We start from the raw sequence: 21,140 nt of genomic DNA, 5'->3' as shown, positions 1-21,140 counted from the left end.
GCGCCGAACCCGCCGCCCTACAGCCCCAGCCCGCCCCTGAGCTGCCCGAAGGCCAGCTCCGCCGCCGCCACGGCCGCCGCCTCCACCTCGTCGGCGCTCTCGCCCTCCTCGATCCGCCGCCAGTTCCGCTCGGCGAGGGTCCGCAGGACGACCACGATCTGCCCGGCGGCGAGCTGCGCCCGCAGGTCCCCGCCGAGCGCGTCGCTCAACGCGGCCTCGGACCGCCGCGTGTACACGAACAGCCGCGCCACCAGGCTCGGCGTCCCGTACAGCAGCCGCTGGTAGGCGAGCACCCGGGGGTCGTCGCAGAGGCCGGTGATCGGGTCCCGCGCGGCCAGCCGCTCCCGCAGGTGCCGCTCCAGGGCGTCGAGCGCGCCGACCCCCGCCCGGCCGCCCGCGGTCACCACCCGTGCCGACTCGTCCTCGTGGTCGGCGAACCGGTGCAGCGCGAGGTCCTCCTTGGCCGGGAAGTAGCGGAACAGCGTCGGCTTGGAGACCTCGGCAGCAGCCGCCACCTCGGCCACGGACACCGCGTCGAACCCCCGCTCCAGGAAGAGCCCGATCGCGGCCTCGGAGATCGCGGCGTAGGTCCGCCGCTTCTTCAGCTCCCGCAGGCCGGGGGCCTGTCCCGCAGCCGCACCGGACTCACTCACGAACTCAACCCCTGCCCACCTGGGACGCACCGGACGGCCATCCTAGGCAGGTCGGACCCGCCCGCCCCGCCGGGCGGCCGGTCCTCCTGGTCCCGGCGGACCAGGGCCACCGCGAGGTAGGGGTTGGCCACCCGCGGATGGCGCAGCCCCAGCATCTCGGTGACCGTGCTCAGCGTCATCGCGTACGAGTCCACGGCGCGCTGCACGTTCGGCGCGTCCAGCTCCGTGCCCGTGACCAGCCGGTCGAGGTCGATGTACGCGGAGCGGACCAGCTCGATCCGGCGGTAGGCCCGGACGTCGCGCTCCCAGCCCACGGTGTACCGCGGGTCCAGGACCCGCCGCCAGCGCTTCAGCATGCGCTTGCGGACGGCAGTGCTGTGCGGGGTGAGGTGGAGGTGGCGCACCAGGTCGTAGAGCGGGTCGCCGACCACCGCCATCTCCCAGTCGATCAGGGCGAGTTGGCCGGGCCGTCCGGCGCGGACCAGGTTCCACGGGTTCAGGTCGCCGTGCAGCAGGACGGGGGCGCGCGGGGTGACCGTGCGGCGGTCCAGGATCTCCCGGAGTCCGGCCGCCGAGGGCAGCCCCAGCTCCCCGGCCAGCCGCAGCGACTTGTCGGGGAGCCGGCCCACGAGGTCCACCAGCTGGTCGGCGAGCCAGTGGTAGAAGCCGCCGGGCTCCAGGCGCGGCATCAGCGGGCCCACGTCGACCCGGGTCAGCGCGGCCAGCTGGTCCACCAGGTCGTCCGCCTCGTGCCGCAGCAGCCCGTCCACCGGGTGCTCGGGCGGCCGGCCGTCCAAGCCTCCGTAGGAGTGCACGACGAACGGTCCCGCGGGCACGCTCTCCCCCCGGGCCAGCACCCGGGGCGCCCGGACGCCGTCCGTCTGGCCCAGCGCCGCCAGCACGATGGACTCGTCGTTGAAGCGGCGCTCCCGGCGGGTGGCGGAGGGCAGCCGCCGGCGTACGACGACGGACCGGCCCCCCTCCCGTACGACGGTGTTGCGGTGCCCGGTGCCCTTCAGCACCTGCTCCCCGGCCGCCTCCCGCTCCGCCACCAGCACCTCGTCGACGGCCTGCTCGGAGATGGCGCCGCAGCTCACCCAGCGGACCGCGGACGGACCCTGCCCGGCGAGGCCGTTGCGGCGGGTGCGGGCCGCGTGCCAGCGGCGCAGCATCTCCGCGATCGCGGGCAGTTCCGCCACCCGGGCCAGCCGCAGCGGCCCGGACGCCGCGAGCAGCGCGCCGCGCACCGCCCGCGCCGCGTCCTTCAGCCCCACCGGCTCCCGCTCGGCGCCCAGCGAGCGCGCCGCCCGCATGACGTCGGGGTAGACGGACTGGGCGCGTTCGAAGTCGAGGTAGTGGCCCAGGTCCCGTTCCATCCCGGCCGCGGCCTCGGGCCTGATCCGCCGCATGGCGCCCGCCCAGGCCAGCCGCACCTCGGCCACCTGGTCCGCCGGGTACTTCATCCGCACGAGGTGGGTGGCCAGGTCGTGCAGCGGGTCGCCGAAGCTGGCGAGCTCCCAGTCGACGCAGATCAGCGGCGGAGCACCGTGGTACGAGAAGATCACGTTGTCCCGGTGCAGATCGGTGTGGAGCAGGCTGAACGGACGCCGGGTCATCCGCGGCACCCGCTCCGCGAACGCCGGCATCGCGTCGTCGGGGATGTCCAGCGCCCTGAACAGGGTGCCGAACTCGGTCCAGTTGGCCTGCCTGACGTCCCGGTCGATGAGCAGTGCGAGGTGGCGCAGGAACGACCGGGTGTCCCCGTCGCGCGGCCAGTCGGCGGGCAGCGGGGGCAGGTCGTCCCGGCGTACGACGACCATCTCCGCCAGCAGTTCGGCGAGTCCCTCGATCAGCAGGGAGTCGACCGGCTTGCCGTTCTGGCAGACGCTGGAGAGCGGGACGCCCTCGACGTAGCTGAGCACGGCGGACTCCGCGTTCCTGGCCAGGCACTGCGGCACGTTCAGCAGCGCGCCCTTGAGGGCGTCGAGCACCTGGGACTCGTCCTGCCAGGTCCGCACGACCACCGGCAGTACGTCGGGCGCCCGCAGCCGCACGGTGACCGGGGTGCCCGTCGGCTGGCCCACCACGCGGGCCATCGGCCCGGTGAGCGGCACCAGGAAGTTGTGGTGGTGGAAGCCCCGGGTCATCTCGCCGTGCAGGGTCGCCTTCGACACGAAGGACTCGTACACGGACGCCGCACCGCCCTCCGGTACGAGTGTCCGTACCGCGCCCGGCCCGCGCGCGTCGAGTACGGCCGTCGGGAAACCATCCACACACCGCTCCCGCAGATTGCACAGTGACATCAGCAACGACATCAGGGGCGGCCAGATTAGTGGCAGAGCACCACCGGAGCGCGTCGAGTCCGCGCGATGGCGGGGGTGTGCGCGTCAGGGCGCCGAACCGGTGCCCTTGGCATGGCACGGGCGGCCGAGAGTCAGCCGCGCGTACGGCGAACAGCGGCGCGGACCGTCAGTCCGGCTCCGCGAGCAGGTCCCAGACGGAGTCGAACCACTCCTGCGACTCCTCGACGAACCGGGAGCCCGTCGAGTGCGGGTCGGCGTCCCGGGCGTAGCTGAACAGCGGCGCCCGCAGGCCGAGCACGTCGATGGTGTCCAGCTCCGTGCCGTCCTCCAGCTGGATGTCCCGCTTGACCAGCTTGTAGAAGCCCTGGAGGGCGATGGCCCGGTTGAAGAGGTAGAGCTTGCTGTGCGGGGCGAGCGGGACCCGGCGGATGTCGACGGACACCTCAGGCACGAGCCGGTCCCGGCGGAGATCGCTCAGGGCCCCCTTGATCACCTTGCTGTGCAGGTCGCTGAGTTCGTGCATGCGCCGGGCGAGCCGCGCGTCGGACTCACCGCCCTTGAGCTTCGGGTAGGGCATCGGCATCTGCTCGTCGGGGAGCAGCAGCCGCAGGGCGATGCGGCGGGGGCTGATCCGCTTCTCCCGCACCCTCAGCGCCTGGGTGGACATGTGGGTACTCAGGGTCTGGGAGGTGAGGCTGAAGACGTCGAGCGCGACCTCCTCGGCGTCGAACGCCTGCCCCACCACGGTCTGCAGCAGCCCCGGGCCCGTCCCCGCCGAATGGATGCGCTGCACCTTGACGACCTTGGTGCCGCTGCCCTGCCTGGTTTCGATCCAGCCCTCGCTGACGAGTTCCCGGAACACCCGCTGGATGGTGTCCCGCGAGACGTCGTACCGCTCGGCCAGCTCCCGTTGCGGAGGCAGCAGCGAGCCCACCGTGTACGTGCCGTCCGACATGGCCAGTCGCAGCGCCTCCGCGACACGGCGGAACGCGTCTCCCCCTATGTCACCCCCGGGCGCACTCGTCATGCCCAGAACGTACCTCTCCCAGAGCCAGATCACTCCAATTGCGCGGCAACGAGGGAAAGTTGGCATGCTCGCGTTAGTGGATCTGACGGCACGGGAACCACCCTTCCAAGCCAATCAGTCCAATTGGCAGGCAGATTGCCACGGGAGGGATCCGATCTCATGCAACTTCTCAGCCTTCTGGCCGACTCCTTCTCCCAGTCCTACGAGGGTCAGATCTTCGCCCTCGGGCTGTTCACCGGCGTCTACCTGCTGAACAGGAAGCCACGCTGACCAGTCCAATGCGGACCGGTGGCTTCCCACGGCCCGCCCACCCGGCCGCCGACCGGTCCGCTCAGCCCCGCTCCACCAGTCCGAGCACCTCCGCCAGCGTGTCCACCACCGTCTCCGCCCCCGCCCGGCGCAGCCGCGCCACCCGGTACTCGTCCTTCGCGTAGCCGAGGAAGGCGACGCCCGCCCGCTGTGCCGCGTACAGGTCCGAGGGGGTGTCGCCGATCATCAGGGACTTCGCGGGGTCGGCGCCCAGGGCGCGCAGGGCACGGTTGAGGCAGTCGGGGTCCGGCTTGAGGCGCGCGAGGTCGGTGGTGCGGCCGTACACATGGCGGTCGAAGCACTCCGCCAGGCCGCGCCGCTCCACGTAACGGGTCACCGCCAGCGGGGAGTTGTTGGTGGCGACGGCCAGCGGGACGCCGCGCGCCGACCACCGGCGGATCAGTTCGTCCACGTACGGGGTCGGCGCCGCGGACGCGGTGGCGTGCAGCTCCTCCTCGGTCAGCGCCTGTTCGAGTCCCCGTACGACGGCACTGTCCTCGGGGTGCAGGGAGCCGACGGCTCTGAGCACCGCGTGCGGATCCCGCCGCTCCGCCTCGGCGAGCGGGACCACGATTCCCCGCTCGGTGAGCCAGCCGATCAGCCTCTCGGCGATGTGGGGTGCCCGGTGACCGGCGAAGAGTCCGCAGATCGGGCCGTCGAAGTCGAAGAGCACGCAGCTGGCGCCGGTGATCGCGTGCGCCGCCCGCTCAAGCGCCGGCGCCACCTGTCCGAAGTCGGCGTTCGCGTGGGTGGCCGGGCCCGCGGCCGGGTCCGCGGTGGGCTCCGCAACCGGTTCGGAGACCGGGTCCGTGGTCAGGTCCGTGGTCAGGTCACTGGTTTTTGGGGTCACTAGCCGAGTGTGAGGGGCGAGGTGATCGTGTTCCAGAGTGCGTCGAACCATTGTGCTGATTGCTCGACGAACGCCTCGTCGCGCGGGCCGAGCCTGCTGTCGAAGCCGAAGAGCACCGACTCCGTGCCCAGCGCGTCGTACATCTCCAGATTGGTGTCCTCGATCTCCTCCTCCCGCTTGGCGACCGCGTAGTAAGCGAAGAGGGCCTCGGCCCGGTTGAGCACGTACAGCTTGACCGGCGGGGTGAAGGGGAGCGCGCGGAACTGCACGTCGACCTCGATGCCGTGCGAGCGGCGGAGGTTGAGGAGGTTGTGCCGCAGCACCTGGCCCTGGGCGTTGCGCTGGGTCAGCCAGCGCTGGTGGACGAGCTTGGACTCGTCCTCCAGGCCCTTGGGGAAGGCCAGCTCGATGTTCCGGGCGGGGAGCAGGATCCGGGTCGTGATGCTCCTCGGCTTGACGCGGTTCTCGTGGATCAGCCGCAGCGGTTCCGACAGGGCCAGCATCAGGGACTCCGCCGTCAGGCTGAGCGCGTCGATGCACACGTCCTCGGCCGCCAGGGCGTGCGCGATCCGCGGGCCCAGGGCGCTCACCGTCGGCTGCGGCTGGCCCCGCGTCGGGTCCCCGCCCGCCGCTAGGGGGGACTTCTCCGCCACCCGGGCCGGGGCTCCCCGTCTCGCCTCGGTGAGCAGTCCCTCGCCGTGCAGGATGCGCAGCGCCTGGCGGACGACGCCCCGCTCCACGCAGAACTCCTCGGCCAACTTCGACTGGGTCGGCATGTGGTCGCCGGCCTTCAGCTCTCCCTTGCGGATGCGTTCGCGCAGGGTGTCGGCCACTTCGTTGGGCGAGCGCTTTCTGTCGTTCATGGCGTTGCTCTCCTGACTCACACCCCAAAGCTACAACTCGCAGCCATCTAGCGGGAGTTGTTTGCAAGTTGTTTATGGATCGCGACCAAGTGGGGACAACTTCAGTGTAGTTGGTTGGCAGTTGGCCAGCCTGGCAGGGGCAGCGTCGCCTCCCCGCCGCCCCGCCCCACTCACACGCCACTCACGCCCCGAGGGAGGGACCCGTGCCTGTCCTGCTGTTGCTCTCCACCTTGTTCGTGCTGGGATTCGAGAAGTTCGTGGAATGGCGGTACGGGGCTCCCGGCGCCATCGGCATCCTGCTGATCGCCATCGGGGCCAAGGCGAAGAGCCCCGCGTGCGCGGGGGTCGGCGTCACCGTAGTGGCCCTCCAGGTGTTCGGACCCTACGGGGTGCGCGGCTGAACCGAGCCGCACCCCTCCTGGAGCCGTGCCCCCTGCCCCCCTGGAGCCGCGCCCTTCCCTGAGCCGCGTCCCGGCCGAGGGCGCCTTTCCCGAAGCCGCGCCCCCGCCGAAGCCGCGTCGTTCAGAGCCCCGCCGTCAGCGTCAGGTCCTGGCTGATCGTGTTCCAGATCGAGTCGAACCACAGCTGCGACTGCTCGACGAACGTGCCGTCCCGCCGGCCGCCCGTCCGCTGCGAGAACGGGAAGAGCATCGACCGCGTGCCCACCGTGTCGTACATCTCCAGCTGCTCCTGGTCGTCGAACTGCTCCTGCTGCTTGGTGATCATGTAGTACGCGAACAGCGCCTCGCTGCCGTTGAGCAGGTAGAGCTTCACCGGGGGCGTGAACGGCAGCGCGCGGAAGGTGACGTCCACGTCGATGCCGTGCGTGCGCCGCAGGTTGCGGAGGTTGTGCCGCAGCACCTGCCCCTGGGCGTTGCGCTGCGCCAGCCAGCGCCGGTGCAGCCGCTCGTCGCTGCCGTCGGCCACCGGGGTCGGGAACGCCAGGTCGATGTCCCGGCTCGGCAGCAGCACCCGCACGCTCACCCGGGCCGGCCGCACGTGCCCCTCGTGGATCAGCCGCAGCGCCTCCCCGAACCCCAGCGTCAGCGACACCGCCGTCAGGCACAGCGCGTCGATCTCCACGTGCGGGGCGCGGAACGCCTCCGTGATCCGCGAGCCCAGCGCGACCATCGTGGGCTGGGGCGGGGCGGCACGCGGGGCGAGGGCGGCGGGCGCGTCGTCGGCGATCGTCGCGGGCGACCCCTTGGTGACGTTCACCAGCAGCCGCTCCTCCTGGAGGATGCGCAGCGCCTGCCGGACCGCGCCCCGCTCGACCCCGAACTCCTCGGCCAGCTGGGCCTGGGTGGGCATGCGGTCACCCGGTCGCAGCTGCTTGGCCCTGATCCGGGCCCGCAGCTCGTCGGCCACCTCTCGGTGCGACCTTTTCCGACCGTTCACGGCAGCGCCAGCTCTGGTCACAACCAAAACACTACAACTTCACGACATCTAAAGGGAGTTGTCTGCGCACCTGGTTAAAAGTTCTTGAGTCATGGGGACAACCTTGAAGAGTTGGCTGCCAAGTCGGAGTAGATGGCTCAACTTCGAACCACCAGCCGCCTGTTGGTAACAGATTTACCATCCTCATCTCCAAGGAGTGATCACCATGCCTCTCGTCGCACTCCTCACTCTTGGCGCCTACTTCGTCGGCGAAATGATCGAGGGACGCTTCGGACTCCTCGGTGTCGCAGCGGTCGGTTTCCTCACCGTCGGCGTCAAGACGAAGAACACCTTCTGCCTGGGCGTCGGTTCCATCGCCCTCGTGATCCTCGGCCAGTCCGCCTTCAACTGACCGGAGCGCGGCGGCCCCGCACACCCCTCCGGGCCGCAGGCCCGGGAGGAGGAACCAGGGACCGCCGACGCTCCGCCAACTCCTGCCAAGAACTCAGAAGATGTCCGGGCACCAGGGCTCGCGCGCGGTCCGGAACAGCGCGTCCACCCGGACCGCCGTCCCCGGCCGCACCTCCTCGACCAGGCCCAGCGCCACCATCCGCGCCGCCGACCGGCCACCCAGGTACAGCGCCCCCAACTCCCGCACGTCCAGCTTCAGTTCGGGCTCCTCCTCGGTGGGCACGCAGCGGGCTTCACCGTCCGGCGACACCGAGAGCCGGAACCGGCCCCCGGCCAGCCGCAGCCGGTCCGCCACCTCCAGCACCACCGTCCGCTCCCCGGCCGCCCCACCGGCCCCGGCGAACCCGTCCGCCTCCGCGTACGTCCGCGCCTCCAGCGCCCGTACGACGTCCAGCACCCGCACCCACAGCCAGTCCGCCGACGAGACCACCCTGGCCGCCCTCGGGTCGGGCAGCAGGTCCGGCAGCAGGTCGTCCGGCGCCCGGTAGCCGGTCCGTACCTTCGCCACCCAGTCGATCGAGCACAGGAACCGCCACAGCGCCCGCTCCGCCGCCGGGGTGGTCGCGATCAGATCGCTGACGCTCACCGTGTTCAACGGCTGCTTGGCGTCGCCCCAGTTGTCGTCGGCCCGGTAGACGACCAGGCCCTCCACCTCGCCGCCGGCCGACTCGGGCGCCCGGTAGACCGCGTGGAAGGCGGGCTTGTACGGCTCGAAGGAGTACGACGTCAGCCCGGTCCGGTTCTCCCACCAGGCGGCGCTCCGGTCGATCGCGCCGTGCTGCCCGGCCCGGAACCGCTCGTGCAGCTCGGGGCCCGTCTTGCGGACGTCCGCCGCGTCGACCAGGTCGATCCGGCCGCCGCACTCGGGCGCCGCCCACCGCCGGTCGAGCCCGGTGCGGTGCGTGTCGATCTCCCAGGAGGCGAGCGAGGTCGCGTGGCCGAAGCCGTACCGCCCGTAGATCGGGTACTCGGCCGCGATCAGCGTCGAGACCACCTCGCCGCGCTCCCTGGACTCCGCCAGGTCCGCCCGGATCATCCGGCTGAGCAGCCCGCGCCGCCGGTGCGTGGGCGTCACGGTCACGCTGGAGACCGCGCTCGCCTGCACGATGCGCCCGCCGGGCACGGTGAGCTGCTGCGGGAAGGAGCGGTACGTCGCCACGCACCTGCCCGCGTCGAAGGCGCCGCGGGCCCGCTCCAGGACGGTGCGCGACAGCCGCAGCGCGAGGTCCTCCTCGCTGTACTGGGCGGTCAGCAGGAAGCCGGTGTTGTTGGCCCGCGCCCAGCCCGGGTAGTCGGCCTCGGTGAGGGTCCGCACCTCGACGGACCCGGCGTCCGGGGCGGGCGGGGCTGCGGTGTGCGCGGGGTCGGAGTCGGGGGCGGGAGCAGGGGCGGCGTGGGCACTCATGCGCCCACGCTAAACACACCCCGTTCAGAATGTCGCCCGGATTTCGCCGACCCTCGCCGGGCCCCCGAACAGCGGCGCCGCACCGATCCGGTCCACCACGTCGCCCGTCACACCGAGCACCGCGAGCGCCCTGGCCAGGACGGGTCCCAGCGCCCGTCCCGCCCCGTCGTCGATCTTGAAGGCGAGGGCCCGGCCGTCCGGCAGCGCCACCGCCTGCACCGCCTCGGCACCCATCTTCGACAGCACGCCCGGCACCTCGGTCATCAGCCAGGTGTCGGGGCGGCGGGTGCCCGCCACGTACTCCGGGTGGGCCCGCATGGCGTCCGCCACCCGGCGCTCCGGGGAGCCGGGCTCGGCGAGCACGAAGTGGCGGAAGGCGCGGGCGAGACCGGTGAGGGAGACCGCCATCAGCGGGGCGCCGCAGCCGTCCGTGCCGACGGCACTGACCTGCTCGCCGCTGGCCCGCTCCACGCACTCCAGGACCAGCTGCTGGAGGGGGTGCGCCGGGTCCAGGTAACCGGCGGTGTCCCAGCCGTTCGCCCGGCAGGCGGCGATCATCGCGGCGTGCTTGCCGGAGCAGTTCATGGTGACCCGCTCGCGGACGTGGCCCGCCGCCAGGTACGACTCGGCCTCCACGGGGTCCAGCGGCAGGTCGGGCGGCGTCTGGAGGTCGGCCTCGGTCAGCCCGTGCTCGCTGAGCATCTTGCGTACGAGGTCGAGGTGGAAGCTCTCGCCCGAGTGGCTCGCGGCGGCCAGCGCCAGGCGCTCCCCGGAGAGGTCGAGACCGGCCCGCAGAAGGGCCGCGGCCTGCATGGGCTTGTTGCTGGAGCGGGGGAAGACGGGAGTGGTCACGTCGCCCACGGCGAGCTCCACGCCGCCGTCCGCCGCCAGGATGACCAGCGAGCCCCGGTGATGGCCCTCGACGAAGCCGGATCGGACGACTTCGGCGAGAACCGGAGGTATGCCGGGCGCTGCGGTGGTGCTGGTGGAGGTCATCGTCGACTGGGCCTTCCGGACGGATCGCGAACGGGGATCCGCCCGTACCGGGAACCGGCCCGGATCGCGGGAGCGGACCTCAGTGGAGCAGATCGTCTACTTGTGCTTCGCCTTCACGGTACCTGCGGGCGATCTCCGCGCTGCAATCGTCGGCGGTGCGCTGGAGCTGCTGCCGCTGCCGGGAAACCTGCTGCTCATAGCCGATGAGGCGGCGCATACCCGCGTGCAGCTCTTCGTCCGTCCGGGCGTCGAGGTCGGACAGCTCGACCTCCGCGAGCATGTCTCCGGCCAGCCGCCGGTACTCCTCGTTGCGCGGTGTCGACAGCGTCACGTGCCGGGCGGAGGACCGGTGCTGCGAGGGGCTGTCGGCGAGGATCTCGGAGAGCCGCTCGACCACCGGCGACTGCGGTTCGCCCCGCCGGCCCAGCTCGGCGCGGAGGATGTCGATCCGGCCGTGCAGCAGCCGCCGTACGTAGCTGAGGTCGGCCTCGTCCCGCTGGGCGTCCTTGCGCAGGCTCCGCAGCCGGGGCAGCCCGAGCGCGGAGAGGTCGGGCCGGGAGTGCGGCGGGAGTACCGGTGCGTCCCCGCCGTACGCGCTGTGCGCGGTACGTGGCGCGGGTGCCCGGACCGCCTCCGCCGTGGGTGACATTTGCATCGGTACGGGACCGGACCCTCGCCCGGTGCCAGAAGTGCTCATGAATTTCCGTCCCCTCGAACGGTGCGGCGCACCGCCTTGCCCCGCATCGTGCCACTCCTACCCGTATCAATGCAGGCACACTGCACCCGTATGGCCCTTGTACGGGGCAGGTCGCGGGGGAAGGGCATCATGGTCCCCATGCGAGCTGTGGTGCAGAGAGTGGACGGCGCGAGTGTCGTCGTCGGCGGCGAAACGGTCGGCGAAGTCGTCGGCGAGGGCCTGTGTGTCCTGGTGGGAGTGACCCACGAGGACACCCCGGAGAAGGCGGCACAGCTGGCGCGCAAGCTGTGGTCGGTGCGGATCCTCGAAGGCGAGAAGTCCTGCTCCGACGTAAATGCACCTCTTCTCGTCATTTCTCAATTCACCCTGTACGGGGACGCCCGCAAGGGCCGCCGCCCCACCTGGAACGCCGCGGCCCCCGGCGACGTCGCCGAGCCGCTGGTCGACGAGGTGGTGGCGCAGCTGCGGAAGCTGGGGGCGACGGTGGAGACGGGCAGGTTCGGTGCGGACATGCGGGTTTCCTTGACGAACCACGGTCCGTTCACGGTATTGATCGAGGTCTGACAACCGTCCGACGGGGGCGGCACGCACGGCTTGGGGGTTCCGTTCGATGCGCGAGCGCGCGCTTTTCCGTACCAGTTTCCGCACTGCCGGACACCTCGCCTGCGTGCTCGCGCTGACCGTGGGGGCGAGCGCCTGCGCCGCCGATCCGCCACCGCTGACGCAGTCGCCCGAGCCGCTGGGCGAGAGCACGCTCCGGGACGCGGTCCTGGACACCAAGGAGACGGCCAAGTTCCGCGTCTCCACCCCGATGATGACGGAGAACTCCGGCCAGCTGCTCTGGCGCACCGAGGAGAAGGCCTGCGCCCCGCTGCTGGACACGATCGGGCGCGGCGACTTCGACGCCGTCCGCTCGGTGCACGCCTCGTTCTGGTTGGACCCCGGCGACGTACGCCCGACGGCACTGACCTTGGGCTCCTACCGGCCCGGCGGCGCCAAGAAGGCGATGGAACAGCTCGAAAAGGCCCTGACCTGCAAGCCGTTCCCGGCCGTCGGGCCGATGAACCGGCGTTACGAGGTGACGGTGCAGCATCTCGACGGGCTGCGCGCCGGGGAGGAGAGCCGCCGCTTCGCCCTGGACATGGTTCCCGCCGACAGCCGCGACCCGCACCTCGTGCACGAGGTGAACGCCGCCCGCGCCGGCAACCTCACCACTCTCACCGTCATCGAGGTGACCCTCTCGGGCGGGCTGCCCGACCAGAGGCCGACGCTGGGCCCCGACGGCGTGACGGAGTTCCTCCAGCGCCAGTACCAGAAGCTGAACCGCCCGCCGGAGGTGTAGCGCGCCCTACGGCTCGACGACCACTTCCTGTGCCGCCGCCGTGTCCCCCGCCAGCAGTTCCGCGTCCACGGCCACGTTCCGCTTGACCAGGGCGAGGGCGATGGGGCCCAGCTCGTGGTGGCGGGCGGAGGTGGTCACGAAGCCGATCTGGCGGCCCTCCGCGCCGTCCGCGGCCAGCCGGATCGGGGTTCCGGTCGGCGGCAGGTGCACCTCGCTGCCGTCCAGGTGCAGGAAGACCAGCCGGCGCGGCGGCTTGCCGAGGTTCTGGACCCGGGCGACGGTCTCCTGGCCCCGGTAGCAGCCCTTCTGGAGGTGTACGGCGCTGCCGATCCAGCCCAGCTCGTGCGGGATGGTGCGGTGGTCGGTCTCGAAGCCGAGGCGGGGGCGGTGGCCCTCGACGCGCAGCGCCTCGTACGCGAGCACCCCGATCGCGGGTCCGTGCCCGGCGGCGAACTTCTCCAGGTCCGCGCGCGGCAGGAAGAGGTCCCGGCCGTGGGCGGTCTCCCGTACGACGACCCCGGCGGGCACCTCGGCGATGGAACCGGCGGGCAGCCAGACGACCGCGAACTCCTCGGTGCGGTCCGCGACTTCGACGCGGTAGAAGAACTTCATGCTCTCCAGGTACGCGATCAGGTCGCTCTGCGTACCCGGTTCGACGTGCACCCAGGTGGTCTCGCCGTCGTCGACCAGGTAGAGCGCGTGCTCGACGTGGCCGTTGGCGGTCAGTACGAGGGCCTCGGTGGCCCGGCCCGCGGGCAGCTCCGTCACGTGCTGGGTGATCAGCAGGTGCAGCCAGCTGAGCCGGTCGGCGCCGCTGACGCCGATGACGCCCCGGTGCGAGAGGTCGACGAAGCCGGAGCCGTCCGCGAGCGCGCGCTGTTCCCGGAACAGGTCGCCGTAGTGCGCGGCGACTCCTTCGTCGCGCCCCTCGGCGGGAACGGCTCCGGGCAGGGCAAGCAGGGGACTCGTCATGGTCCCCAGCCTACGACTCGCCCGCGGTCCGCCGGCTATCCGGCGTCCGTCCCCTTCTTCGCCGTGCAGGCGGCGCACACCCCGAAGATCGCGAAGTGCTTCATATCGGTCTCGAAGCCGAACTCGCCGCGCAGCTTCGCGATGAAGTCCCCGGCCACCTCGACGTCCGCCTCGATGACGTCGGAGCAGTCCCGGCACACCAGGTGCAGATGGTGGTGCCGGTCGGCGAGGTGGTAGGTCGGCGCGCCGTGCCCCAGATGGGCATGGCTGACCAGGCCCAGCTCTTCGAGCAGTTCCAGGGTGCGGTAGACGGTCGAGATGTTGACCCCGGACGCGGTCCTGCGCACCTCGGCGAGGATCTCGTCGGGCGTACCGTGCTCCAGCGCGTCCACGGCCTCCAGCACGAGCTGCCGCTGCGGGGTCAGCCGGTAGCCGCGCTGCCGCAGGTCACTTTTCCAGTCGGTGCTCACCACACCGCCAGTCTAGGCAGCGCGGCGAGCGTCCGTCCGTACTCGTGCGGCCCGTGCGGCTCAGCGGAAGAAGGCGATGCCGTCGTCCGGCAGGTCGGGCAGGTTCTTCGCCATGGCCTCGACCTCCTCGGGGGTGACGGTCTTCTTCAGGTGCGCCGACATGTAGGGGCGCAGCTCGACCTCGGGGGTGGCCTTCTCGCCGACCCACATCAGGTCGCTCTTCACGTACCCGTACAGGCGCTTTCCGCCGGTGTACGGGCCGGAGGCGGCGGTCCGCGCGACGGCGTCGGTGACCAGGTCGATCTGCGGCTTCTGGGCCGCCAGCTCGCCGTACCAGATCTCGACGACACCGCTGTCGCGGGTCATGACGACCTCGACCTTGCGGTCCTTGTCGATGCGCCAGAAGCCGGACTCGGTCTCCAGGGGCTTCACCTTGTTGCCCTCGGCGTCGAGGATCCAGGAGTGCGAGACGTACTCCAGGAAGTCGCGGCCGTCGTGGCTGAAGGTGACTTCCTGGCCGAAGTTGGCCTTCTCCTGGCCGGGGAAGTCGGTGACGCCCGCGCCCGTCCACTTCCCGAGGAGGAAGACGAGGGGGACGAGGTCCGGGTGCAGGTCGGACGGGATCTCGATCATGAGTGGCTCAGGCGATCTGTGTGGAGGGGTGGCGGCTCGCTGCCCGGTACTGGCTAGCGCTGGCCCTGGTAGAGCTTCTTCACGGTCAGACCGGCGAAGGCGAGGACGCCGACGCAGACCAGGACCAGCAGGGCGGAGAAGAAGGCCTCAAGCACGTGGTGCTCCTTGCGAGGATCGAGGTGTGAGTGGTGGACCGGGCCTCAGCTTAGTCGGCATGGGCCGGGCGCTCTCGGTGAGGTTCGTCGCGCGGGGCCCGCCGCCGTACGGTGGAGGTATGTACGCACGTCGCCGACGCGGCTACTTCCTGATGATGGGGACGTGCCTGTTCCTGTTCGTCAGTGCGTGCGCCCTGGTCCGGCTGTGGTCGGTGCCGGTGGCGGTGGGCATGTGTGTGGTCGCGGCACTGATTCCGCCGTTCGCGGCGATGGTCGCCAACCGCAAGGGGCCCGAGGACCGCTGGTGGGACGACACGACCGGGGACGAGCGGTCGGACGACTGGTGGGACGAGCTGGACGGCCGCGGCAAGCGGGACCGTTCGTGACCGCCCGCCGCGCCGCGGGGTCCCGGAGCTAGTAGACGAGTGCCTGCACGCCGTCGCCCATGATCTCGCTGACGAACACCTGGGCACCGGCGATCCGCACGCCGTCCAGTACGCCGTCCTCGGTGATCTCCCGGCGGGCCGCGCACTGGGTGCACAGGGTGATCCGGCCGCCCGCGAGGACCGAGTCGATCAGGTCGGGCAGTGGCGCGGCGTGCGGCAGCTCGAACTCCGCCGCCTTCCCCGGCACCGCGAACCAGGACGACTCCCCGGTCAGCCAGAGCGACACCTCGACCCCGCTGGCCACCGCCACCGCCGCCACGGTGAACGCCTGCGAGCACCGCTCCGGGGCGTCGGCCCCCGCGGTCACCTTGATCACGAGCTTCTTCGACATACGGGAACCCTAAGGGCCAGGAGGGGGAAGGGACGGACCACCACCGGGTGGCCCCGGCGGCCGGAGTCCGGCGCGAGGGGCACGTGAGGGAACGGACCGGAGGGCCGCACCCTCGTCACAGGTATGGCGTCCAACCCCCTGCGGGTGCGGCCCTCCGGCCGGTTCGGGACCCGGGCGCCGCACCGGCACCGGCGGACAAGGTCCGGCGCGGCGGCCCGAGGCCCGGGAGGCGCCCCCGGCGCCGAGCGGCGCGAGGGGTGCGTCAAGGTCAGACCGCGATGGCGACCTCCGCCAGACCGCCGGTCTGCGCGACGACCGTACGGTCCGCCGTGCCGCCCGGGACCAGCGCGCGCACCGTCCAGGTGCCCTCCGCCGCGTAGAAGCGGAACTGGCCGGTGGCGGAGGTGGGGACCTCGGCCGTGAACTCGCCGGTCGAGTCCAGGAGACGGACGTAGCCCGTCACCGGCTCGCCGTTCTTGGTGACGCTGCCCTGGATGGTGGTCTCACCGGGCTTGATGGTCGAGGCGTCGGGGCCGCCGGCCTTCGCTCCACACATGTGCGTGACTCCTTGGGGTGAAGTGGTCTGTTCGGCTGAGCCGTGCTTACTTGTTGGCGCCGAGCTCGATCGGGACGCCGACCAGGGAGCCGTACTCGGTCCACGAGCCGTCGTAGTTCTTGACGTTCTCGACACCGAGCAGCTCGTGCAGCACGAACCAGGTCAGGGCCGAGCGCTCACCGATGCGGCAGTACGCGATGGTGTCCTTCGCCAGATCGACCTGCTCGGCCTCGTAGAGGGCCTTGAGCTCCTCGTCGGACTTGAAGGTGCCGTCGTCGTTGGCGTTCTTCGACCACGGGATGTTGCGGGCGCTGGGCACGTGGCCGGGGCGCTGCGACTGCTCCTGCGGGAGGTGCGCCGGGGCGAGCAGCTTGCCGCTGAACTCGTCGGGCGAGCGGACGTCGACCAGGTTCTGGGTGTTGATCGCCTTGACGACGTCGTCGCGGTAGGCGCGGATCGACTCGTCCTGCGGCTGGGCCTTGTACGAGGTGGCCGGGCGGGACGGGACCTCGGCGACCAGGTCGCGGGAGTCCAGCTCCCACTTCTTGCGGCCGCCGTCGAGGAGGCGGACGTCGCCGTGGCCGTAGAGCTTGAAGTACCAGAAGGCGTAGGAGGCGAACCAGTTGTTGTTGCCACCGTAGAGGACGACGGTGGTGTCGTTGCCGATGCCCTTCTCGGACAGCAGCTTCTCGAAGCCGGCCTGGTCGATGAAGTCGCGGCGGACCGGGTCCTGGAGGTCCTTGGTCCAGTCGATCCGGATCGCGTTGCGGATGTGGTTCTTCTCGTACGCGGCGGTGTCCTCGTCGACCTCGACGACGGCAACCTTCGGGTCGTCCAAGTGGGCCTCGACCCAGTCTGCGTCTACCAGTACGTCGCTGCGGCTCATGGTGTTTCTCCTCCGGGGCAGTTGCGGCGGGGCTGTGCGCGGGGGTGTCCGGGGTACGGCGGCGGGGCCGTGGGTACGGCGTTCTCGCGGCACGGAAAATGCGGAGTGAGGGCGCAAATCGCCCTGGGGAAGCGGGAGTTCGGGCACTCGGCCCGTCCGGGATCCCGCTCAGGCGGCGCGGCGACAGAGCATGGCGGCGACGCGGCACAGGTCTACTGCCCGCCGCTTCGTGAGATCCGCCTGTCGCTGCTGCATGGGTCCGATCGTAGGGACGTACGGGCGGGCATGTCACCGGTGTGTCATATGTCGAGACGAGATCGTCCGCCAAGTGGGACGAAAGAAGGGGCCGGGACAGTGGTCCCGGCCCCCCGTACCGCTGCCGCGGCGCCCTGTCCTGCGGACTGGACGGCTCCGTCTCGCTATCCGGCCAGGTCCCGCTATCCGGCCAGCCGGACATTGGTGCCGGTGACACCGATCTCCACGCCGGACTCGGTCGGGGTGACCTTGTCCAGCTTGAGGCCGTTCGGCAGGCCGCCGATCTGCCGGACGAAGTCGGTCTTCTTGCGGATCATGCCCTCGATGCCGGGGATGCCCTGCCCGGGGACCTCGTCGGCGCGCACCGAGATCGCCCTGCCGCCGTCCCTGAGGGTCACCGTGGACAGCACGCTGCGGGAGATCTCCCGGCCCAGCACGGAGACCGTGCCGGTCACCTTGACCTTGCCGTTCTGGCCGTAGCCGACCTTGACGTCCTTGTCGCCCGCCGCGCGCGTCAGGTCCGCGTAGCTGATCGTCGCGGTGCCGGAGGCGCTGGTGGCGGTGGCGGAGGAGAAGTTTCCGGAGAGCACCACGTCGTGCAGCTCGGCGGTCATCCGGCCGAGCCGCAGCCGCTTGCCGTCCGCGTTGGCCTCGACGCCGTCGATCGTGACGTCGACCTGGTCGAGCTCCTTGGAGAGGATCTGGGTGAGGAAGGGGAAGCCCTTGATGTCGATCTGCGGCTCGCCCGAGAGTCCCTGGCTGGTGCGGACCTTGGCCGCCACCTCGGACTCGGCGTAGTTGACCGCGAGGCGGTCCACGGCGACGAAGATGCCGCCGAGGATCACGCCCAGAATCAGCAGTATGCGAAGTGCGCGCATTCGGTGTTTCCCCCACCCGCGTTCGTTGGCCCCGTACTGACGGTGAGCCTAACCGGTGAGGTCCACACCAATCGTGGACCGGATCAGGCGAAGGCCCGGCCCAGCATGTAGACGACGGGGGCCGCCGCCGCGAGCGGCAGCGCCACCCCGGCGGTCATGTGCACGAACTTCGAGGGGTAGTCGTACGCCGCCACCCGCAGCCCGACCAGCGCGCACACCCCCGCCCCGAGGCCGATCACCGCTCCGCCGCCGCCGAGCCCGGTGGCCCCGCCTGCCGCGATGCCCGCACCCGTCGCGGCGAGCAGGGCGACGGCCAGCGAGGCCGGGGTGGGCAGCGGCAGCGCACGCGCGACGGTGGCCGCGGCGACCGCCGCGCCGCCGACCGTCGCGGCCTTGCCGTCGGCCGCCAGGAACCCGGAGGCGACCACGGCCAGGGCGGCCGAGGTGACGCCCGCGGTCAGGGCGTACATCCGCTCGTCGGCGGGCATCCGGTTGCGCAGGTGCAGAACGACGGTGAGCAGCACCCACACGCCGAGCGTGCCCAGGATCGCGGCGGGCGCGTGCACGGTGTCGACGGCGAGGATCGCGACGTCCGCGACCAGACCGCCGAGGAACGCGAGCGCGATGCCCTGCCGGGCGGGCCACATGCCGTTCAGCCGGAACCAGCCCGCCGCGGTGACCGCCTGGAGCAGCACCACGGGCACGACGGCCGCGAACTGCCCGAAGAGCGCCGCCACCGCGATCAGCACACCGAGCACGCCGGTCAGCAGCGCCGGCTGGAAACCGGGGTCGATGATCGGCGACCGGCCCTCGGCGCGGGCGCGCTGGGCGTCGGTGATCCGCACGTTGCCGCGGGTCGCGGGCGAGCTGTAGGCGGGCCCGGACTCCGTGTCGTGCGGGGCCCGGCCCTGCGGTGCCGCGTGGTGGGGCTGGGCGTCCGCGGGGTGCGGGGCCGCCCCGCCGTGCACGGGCTCCGGCTCGGCGGGCGCCGGGGAGGGGACCTCGGGCGGCAGCGGGTACGAACCGGAGGGAGCCGCTCCGTTCTGCGGCGGCAGATAGGCGGTGTCGGCGGCGGCCTGCGGGAACTGCGGCTGCGGCTGCGGCTGGGCCGGATTCTGCGGCCGGTGCTGCGGCTGGGCCTGCGCGGCCGGGCGCTGCACCGGCTGGTACTGGGTGTCCCAGGTCTGCCCCTGCCAGCTCTGCGTGAGGTACGGGTCGTGGGCGGCCTGCCCCGCCCCGCCCGCCCCGCCGGCGTCCGGGAAGCGCTGCTCCGGGTGGGGCTGCTGCTGTCCGTGGGAGGCGTCCGCGCCGTACGAGGAGTTCCCGTGGGAGGAGTTTCCGTAGGAGGCGTCCCCGTAGGAGGTGCTGCCGTACGACGCGTCCGGGTAGGAGGGGGCGCCGTGGGGCGGATTCCCGTACGACGGGTCGCCGTAGGACGCGTCCCCGTAGGAGGGGGTGCCGTACGAGGAGTCCCCGTACGAACCGCCCTCGTACGGATACGGGTTGTCGCTGTTCCGGTTGCTGCTCATGGTCCGGTCACCCTCCTGCGAACGGCGGGAGCACCTCGACCGTGCCGCCCTCGGCCAGCCGTACCGTCCCGTGGTCACGACTCCCGACGGGGTCGCCGTCGATCAGGAACGAGCACCGCTGGAGAACGCGCACCAGCTCCCCCGGGTGCTGCGCGCGGACCGCGTCCAGCGCCTCGGCGAGCGTCTCGGCCGCGTACGGCTCCTCGCCGGTACCGGCAGCGGCCTTGGCCGCCGCCCAAAAGCGGATGGTGCCCGCTGCCATAGCGGCGCTCCTTTCGTCAGCTGTCCATGATGGGCCATCCGGGCCCCCGTCCCGTCGACCACACGGCGCCGCCCCCGTCACCGCGCCCCCCGGCCACGCCCCGGCGTGCTTCCGTGCGCCCCTCGTGCCCGCTCGTCCCCGGCCGTCCGGCGTCTTCCCCGGACAGCCCCCTACCGCCGGTACGGAGGGTGATGCGCCGGTGTGCGGGCGTGACCAAGCGCACGGCCGGACGCTGCGCCGGTTGGGCTATTCTGCTGGGCAGAGGACTCGGGCAACGCTGCCCCCGGGTCCTTTTGTGCTTTCCGGAAGACCTAAAGCTCTCGGAAAGAACAGGGCAAGAGAGCAGGAAAACGGGCAGGTCGGACCCCGGGGCGCGGGGGTCGGCCGCCTAGCAATGAACGCAGTGAGCAGTACGAAGCAGTGCCGTAAACGTCCTCGCAGGGACCGAGGAGGAACCGACGTTATGGGCGAGCGAACCGTGCACCAACCGAAAACGACGACTCAGCGCAAGAAGCGGGCAGGGCGAGCAGGTGGGGCGCGATGAGCTCCCTGCTGCTCCTCACCAACGCCCTCCAGCCGTCGACGGAGGTGCTTCCCGCCCTCGGCCTGCTGCTGCACAACGTGCGGGTCGCCCCCGCCGCGGGCCCCGCACTCGTGGACACCCCGGGTGCCGACACCATCCTCATCGACGGCCGCCGCGACCTCCCCCAGGTGCGCTCGCTGTGCCAGCTGCTGCGCTCCACCGGGCCCGGCTGTCCGCTGATCCTCGTGGTGACCGAGGGCGGGCTGGCCGCCGTCACCGCGGACTGGGGCGTGGACGACGTACTCCTGGACACGGCGGGACCGGCCGAGGTCGAGGCGCGGCTGCGGCTGGCGACCGGCCGCCAGCACCTGGGCGTCGACGACATCCCCACCGAGATCCGCAACGGCGACCTGACGGTGGACGAGGCGACGTACAGCGCCAAGCTCAAGGGGCGGGTCCTGGACCTGACCTTCAAGGAGTTCGAGCTGCTGAAGTACCTGGCGCAGCACCCGGGCCGGGTGTTCACCCGGGCACAGCTCCTCCAGGAGGTCTGGGGCTACGACTACTTCGGCGGCACCCGCACGGTGGACGTGCACGTACGGCGGCTGCGCGCCAAGCTCGGCGTCGAGAACGAGTCGCTGATCGGCACCGTCCGCAACGTCGGCTACCGCTTCGTCGTGCCGGAGAAGAGCGACCGGGCGGCCGAGGAGGCCAAGGCGGGCGGCACGGCCGGCAAGAACGGCAGCCGGGAGGCCGAGAAGGCGCGGGCCCGCGCGTCCGCCTCGGTGGCCAGGTCGGCGAAGGCCCCGACGACGGACTGAGCGGCACCGGCCCGGGGGGGGGGGGGGGGGGGGGGGCGCCCCGGGGGCGCGGGGGCGGGCGCGGGGGCGGGGGGGGGGGGGGGGCGGGGCCCGCCCCCCCCCCGCCCCGGGCGGGGGGGGGGGGGGGGGC

Annotated in this window: 25 protein-coding genes; 6 read left to right on the top strand and 19 right to left on the bottom strand. The window is 71.8% G+C overall.

All coding sequences use genetic code 11. The features are described from left to right. Positions 1 to 17: 17 nt before the first annotated feature. The 5 genes from ACFYVL_RS09790 to ACFYVL_RS09770 form a co-directional block, all read right to left on the bottom strand. A complete protein-coding gene (locus ACFYVL_RS09790; protein WP_389242640.1) occupies positions 18 to 653 on the bottom strand; it encodes a TetR family transcriptional regulator in 636 nt (211 codons plus the stop codon). Then, positions 650 to 2,926 (bottom strand): phosphotransferase family protein, encoded by a 2,277-nt coding sequence (locus ACFYVL_RS09785; RefSeq protein WP_389242638.1) that lies wholly within the window; start codon positions 2,924 to 2,926, stop codon positions 650 to 652. The genes ACFYVL_RS09790 and ACFYVL_RS09785 overlap by 4 nt, the downstream gene beginning before the upstream one ends. Positions 2,927 to 3,122: 196 nt before the next feature. Next, positions 3,123 to 3,983, bottom strand: coding sequence for a GntR family transcriptional regulator (locus ACFYVL_RS09780; protein WP_389242636.1), 861 nt, complete (start codon positions 3,981 to 3,983; stop codon positions 3,123 to 3,125). 331 nt (positions 3,984 to 4,314) lie between these two features. Further along, complete coding sequence (locus tag ACFYVL_RS09775) at positions 4,315 to 5,142, bottom strand: HAD family hydrolase (protein ID WP_389242634.1); 828 nt, start codon at positions 5,140 to 5,142, stop codon at positions 4,315 to 4,317. Then, positions 5,142 to 6,005: a winged helix-turn-helix domain-containing protein gene (locus ACFYVL_RS09770; RefSeq protein ID WP_389242632.1), complete on the bottom strand. Its 864-nt coding sequence runs from the start codon at positions 6,003 to 6,005 to the stop codon at positions 5,142 to 5,144. The genes ACFYVL_RS09775 and ACFYVL_RS09770 overlap by 1 nt, the downstream gene beginning before the upstream one ends. Before the next feature lie 203 nt (positions 6,006 to 6,208). Here ACFYVL_RS09770 and ACFYVL_RS09765 point away from each other — a divergent pair, with 203 nt between their 5' ends. Then, the gene (locus ACFYVL_RS09765) at positions 6,209 to 6,406 is read left to right on the top strand and encodes a hypothetical protein (RefSeq protein WP_389242630.1); all 198 of its coding nucleotides are present in this window, start codon (positions 6,209 to 6,211) and stop codon (positions 6,404 to 6,406) included. A gap of 121 nt (positions 6,407 to 6,527) precedes the next feature. Here the strand turns inward: ACFYVL_RS09765 and ACFYVL_RS09760 are convergent, their stop codons facing one another. Beyond that, positions 6,528 to 7,373 carry a winged helix-turn-helix domain-containing protein gene (locus ACFYVL_RS09760; RefSeq protein ID WP_389242628.1) on the bottom strand — a complete coding sequence of 282 codons (846 nt, stop codon included), beginning with the start codon at positions 7,371 to 7,373 and terminating at the stop codon, positions 6,528 to 6,530. Between the two features lie 235 nt (positions 7,374 to 7,608). Here ACFYVL_RS09760 and ACFYVL_RS09755 point away from each other — a divergent pair, with 235 nt between their 5' ends. Then, entirely contained in the window at positions 7,609 to 7,794 is a 186-nt protein-coding gene (locus ACFYVL_RS09755; RefSeq protein ID WP_389242626.1) for a hypothetical protein, read from the top strand. 93 nt (positions 7,795 to 7,887) lie between these two features. On the opposite strand, the gene ACFYVL_RS09750 is transcribed toward ACFYVL_RS09755, so the two are convergent. From ACFYVL_RS09750 to ACFYVL_RS09740, 3 genes are all read right to left on the bottom strand, one after another. Then, positions 7,888 to 9,258 carry a GNAT family N-acetyltransferase gene (locus ACFYVL_RS09750; RefSeq protein ID WP_389242624.1) on the bottom strand — a complete coding sequence of 457 codons (1,371 nt, stop codon included), beginning with the start codon at positions 9,256 to 9,258 and terminating at the stop codon, positions 7,888 to 7,890. Positions 9,259 to 9,282: 24 nt separating this feature from the next. Beyond that, a complete protein-coding gene (locus tag ACFYVL_RS09745; protein WP_389242622.1) occupies positions 9,283 to 10,254 on the bottom strand; it encodes an asparaginase in 972 nt (323 codons plus the stop codon). Positions 10,255 to 10,333: 79 nt separating this feature from the next. After that, positions 10,334 to 10,951 (bottom strand): ABC transporter substrate-binding protein, encoded by a 618-nt coding sequence (locus tag ACFYVL_RS09740; RefSeq protein WP_389242620.1) that lies wholly within the window; start codon positions 10,949 to 10,951, stop codon positions 10,334 to 10,336. A 138-nt stretch (positions 10,952 to 11,089) separates the two neighbouring features. Here ACFYVL_RS09740 and dtd point away from each other — a divergent pair, with 138 nt between their 5' ends. Next, a complete protein-coding gene (gene dtd, locus ACFYVL_RS09735; protein ID WP_389242618.1) occupies positions 11,090 to 11,515 on the top strand; it encodes a D-aminoacyl-tRNA deacylase in 426 nt (141 codons plus the stop codon). A gap of 46 nt (positions 11,516 to 11,561) precedes the next feature. Further along, positions 11,562 to 12,293 (top strand): hypothetical protein, encoded by a 732-nt coding sequence (locus ACFYVL_RS09730; protein WP_389242616.1) that lies wholly within the window; start codon positions 11,562 to 11,564, stop codon positions 12,291 to 12,293. 6 nt (positions 12,294 to 12,299) lie between these two features. Here ACFYVL_RS09730 and ACFYVL_RS09725 read toward each other — a convergent pair whose 3' ends face one another. The 3 genes from ACFYVL_RS09725 to ACFYVL_RS09715 are packed head-to-tail and all read right to left on the bottom strand — an operon-like array spanning position 12,300 to position 14,368. Then, positions 12,300 to 13,265 carry a YgfZ/GcvT domain-containing protein gene (locus tag ACFYVL_RS09725; RefSeq protein ID WP_389242614.1) on the bottom strand — a complete coding sequence of 322 codons (966 nt, stop codon included), beginning with the start codon at positions 13,263 to 13,265 and terminating at the stop codon, positions 12,300 to 12,302. A 35-nt stretch (positions 13,266 to 13,300) separates the two neighbouring features. After that, entirely contained in the window at positions 13,301 to 13,738 is a 438-nt protein-coding gene (locus ACFYVL_RS09720) for a Fur family transcriptional regulator (protein ID WP_389242612.1), read from the bottom strand. A gap of 57 nt (positions 13,739 to 13,795) precedes the next feature. After that, positions 13,796 to 14,368, bottom strand: coding sequence for an FABP family protein (locus ACFYVL_RS09715; protein WP_389242610.1), 573 nt, complete (start codon positions 14,366 to 14,368; stop codon positions 13,796 to 13,798). Between the two features lie 274 nt (positions 14,369 to 14,642). Between ACFYVL_RS09715 and ACFYVL_RS09710 the strand changes: the two genes are divergently transcribed. Next, a complete protein-coding gene (locus tag ACFYVL_RS09710) occupies positions 14,643 to 14,909 on the top strand; it encodes a DUF3099 domain-containing protein (protein WP_389242608.1) in 267 nt (88 codons plus the stop codon). A 28-nt stretch (positions 14,910 to 14,937) separates the two neighbouring features. On the opposite strand, the gene ACFYVL_RS09705 is transcribed toward ACFYVL_RS09710, so the two are convergent. The 7 genes from ACFYVL_RS09705 to ACFYVL_RS09675 all read right to left on the bottom strand — a co-directional run bounded on the left by ACFYVL_RS09705 (position 14,938) and on the right by ACFYVL_RS09675 (position 19,666). Beyond that, positions 14,938 to 15,300: a DsrE family protein gene (locus ACFYVL_RS09705; protein WP_389242606.1), complete on the bottom strand. Its 363-nt coding sequence runs from the start codon at positions 15,298 to 15,300 to the stop codon at positions 14,938 to 14,940. Positions 15,301 to 15,568: 268 nt separating this feature from the next. Continuing rightward, complete coding sequence (locus ACFYVL_RS09700; RefSeq protein WP_389242604.1) at positions 15,569 to 15,856, bottom strand: DUF1416 domain-containing protein; 288 nt, start codon at positions 15,854 to 15,856, stop codon at positions 15,569 to 15,571. Between the two features lie 46 nt (positions 15,857 to 15,902). Further along, a complete protein-coding gene (locus ACFYVL_RS09695) occupies positions 15,903 to 16,742 on the bottom strand; it encodes a sulfurtransferase (RefSeq protein ID WP_389242602.1) in 840 nt (279 codons plus the stop codon). Between the two features lie 168 nt (positions 16,743 to 16,910). Then, positions 16,911 to 16,997, bottom strand: a complete 87-nt coding sequence (locus ACFYVL_RS09690; RefSeq protein ID WP_384346055.1) for a putative leader peptide — start codon at positions 16,995 to 16,997, stop codon at positions 16,911 to 16,913. Between the two features lie 182 nt (positions 16,998 to 17,179). Continuing rightward, complete coding sequence (locus tag ACFYVL_RS09685; protein WP_389242600.1) at positions 17,180 to 17,875, bottom strand: DUF2993 domain-containing protein; 696 nt, start codon at positions 17,873 to 17,875, stop codon at positions 17,180 to 17,182. An 83-nt stretch (positions 17,876 to 17,958) separates the two neighbouring features. Next, positions 17,959 to 19,404: a hypothetical protein gene (locus ACFYVL_RS09680; protein ID WP_389242598.1), complete on the bottom strand. Its 1,446-nt coding sequence runs from the start codon at positions 19,402 to 19,404 to the stop codon at positions 17,959 to 17,961. A 7-nt stretch (positions 19,405 to 19,411) separates the two neighbouring features. Continuing rightward, complete coding sequence (locus ACFYVL_RS09675) at positions 19,412 to 19,666, bottom strand: MoaD/ThiS family protein (RefSeq protein ID WP_389242596.1); 255 nt, start codon at positions 19,664 to 19,666, stop codon at positions 19,412 to 19,414. Between the two features lie 540 nt (positions 19,667 to 20,206). Here ACFYVL_RS09675 and ACFYVL_RS09670 point away from each other — a divergent pair. After that, positions 20,207 to 21,010: a winged-helix domain-containing protein gene (locus ACFYVL_RS09670; RefSeq protein WP_389242594.1), complete on the top strand. Its 804-nt coding sequence runs from the start codon at positions 20,207 to 20,209 to the stop codon at positions 21,008 to 21,010. The last annotated feature ends 130 nt before the right edge of the window (positions 21,011 to 21,140 follow it).

The sequence above is a fragment of the Streptomyces sp. NPDC004111 genome, assembly GCF_042874215.1.
In the GTDB taxonomy this organism is placed as follows: Bacteria; Actinomycetota; Actinomycetes; order Streptomycetales; family Streptomycetaceae; genus Streptomyces.
The sequence above is the reverse complement of the archived record's forward strand: the minus strand, read 5'-3'. Positions and strand labels throughout refer to the sequence as shown.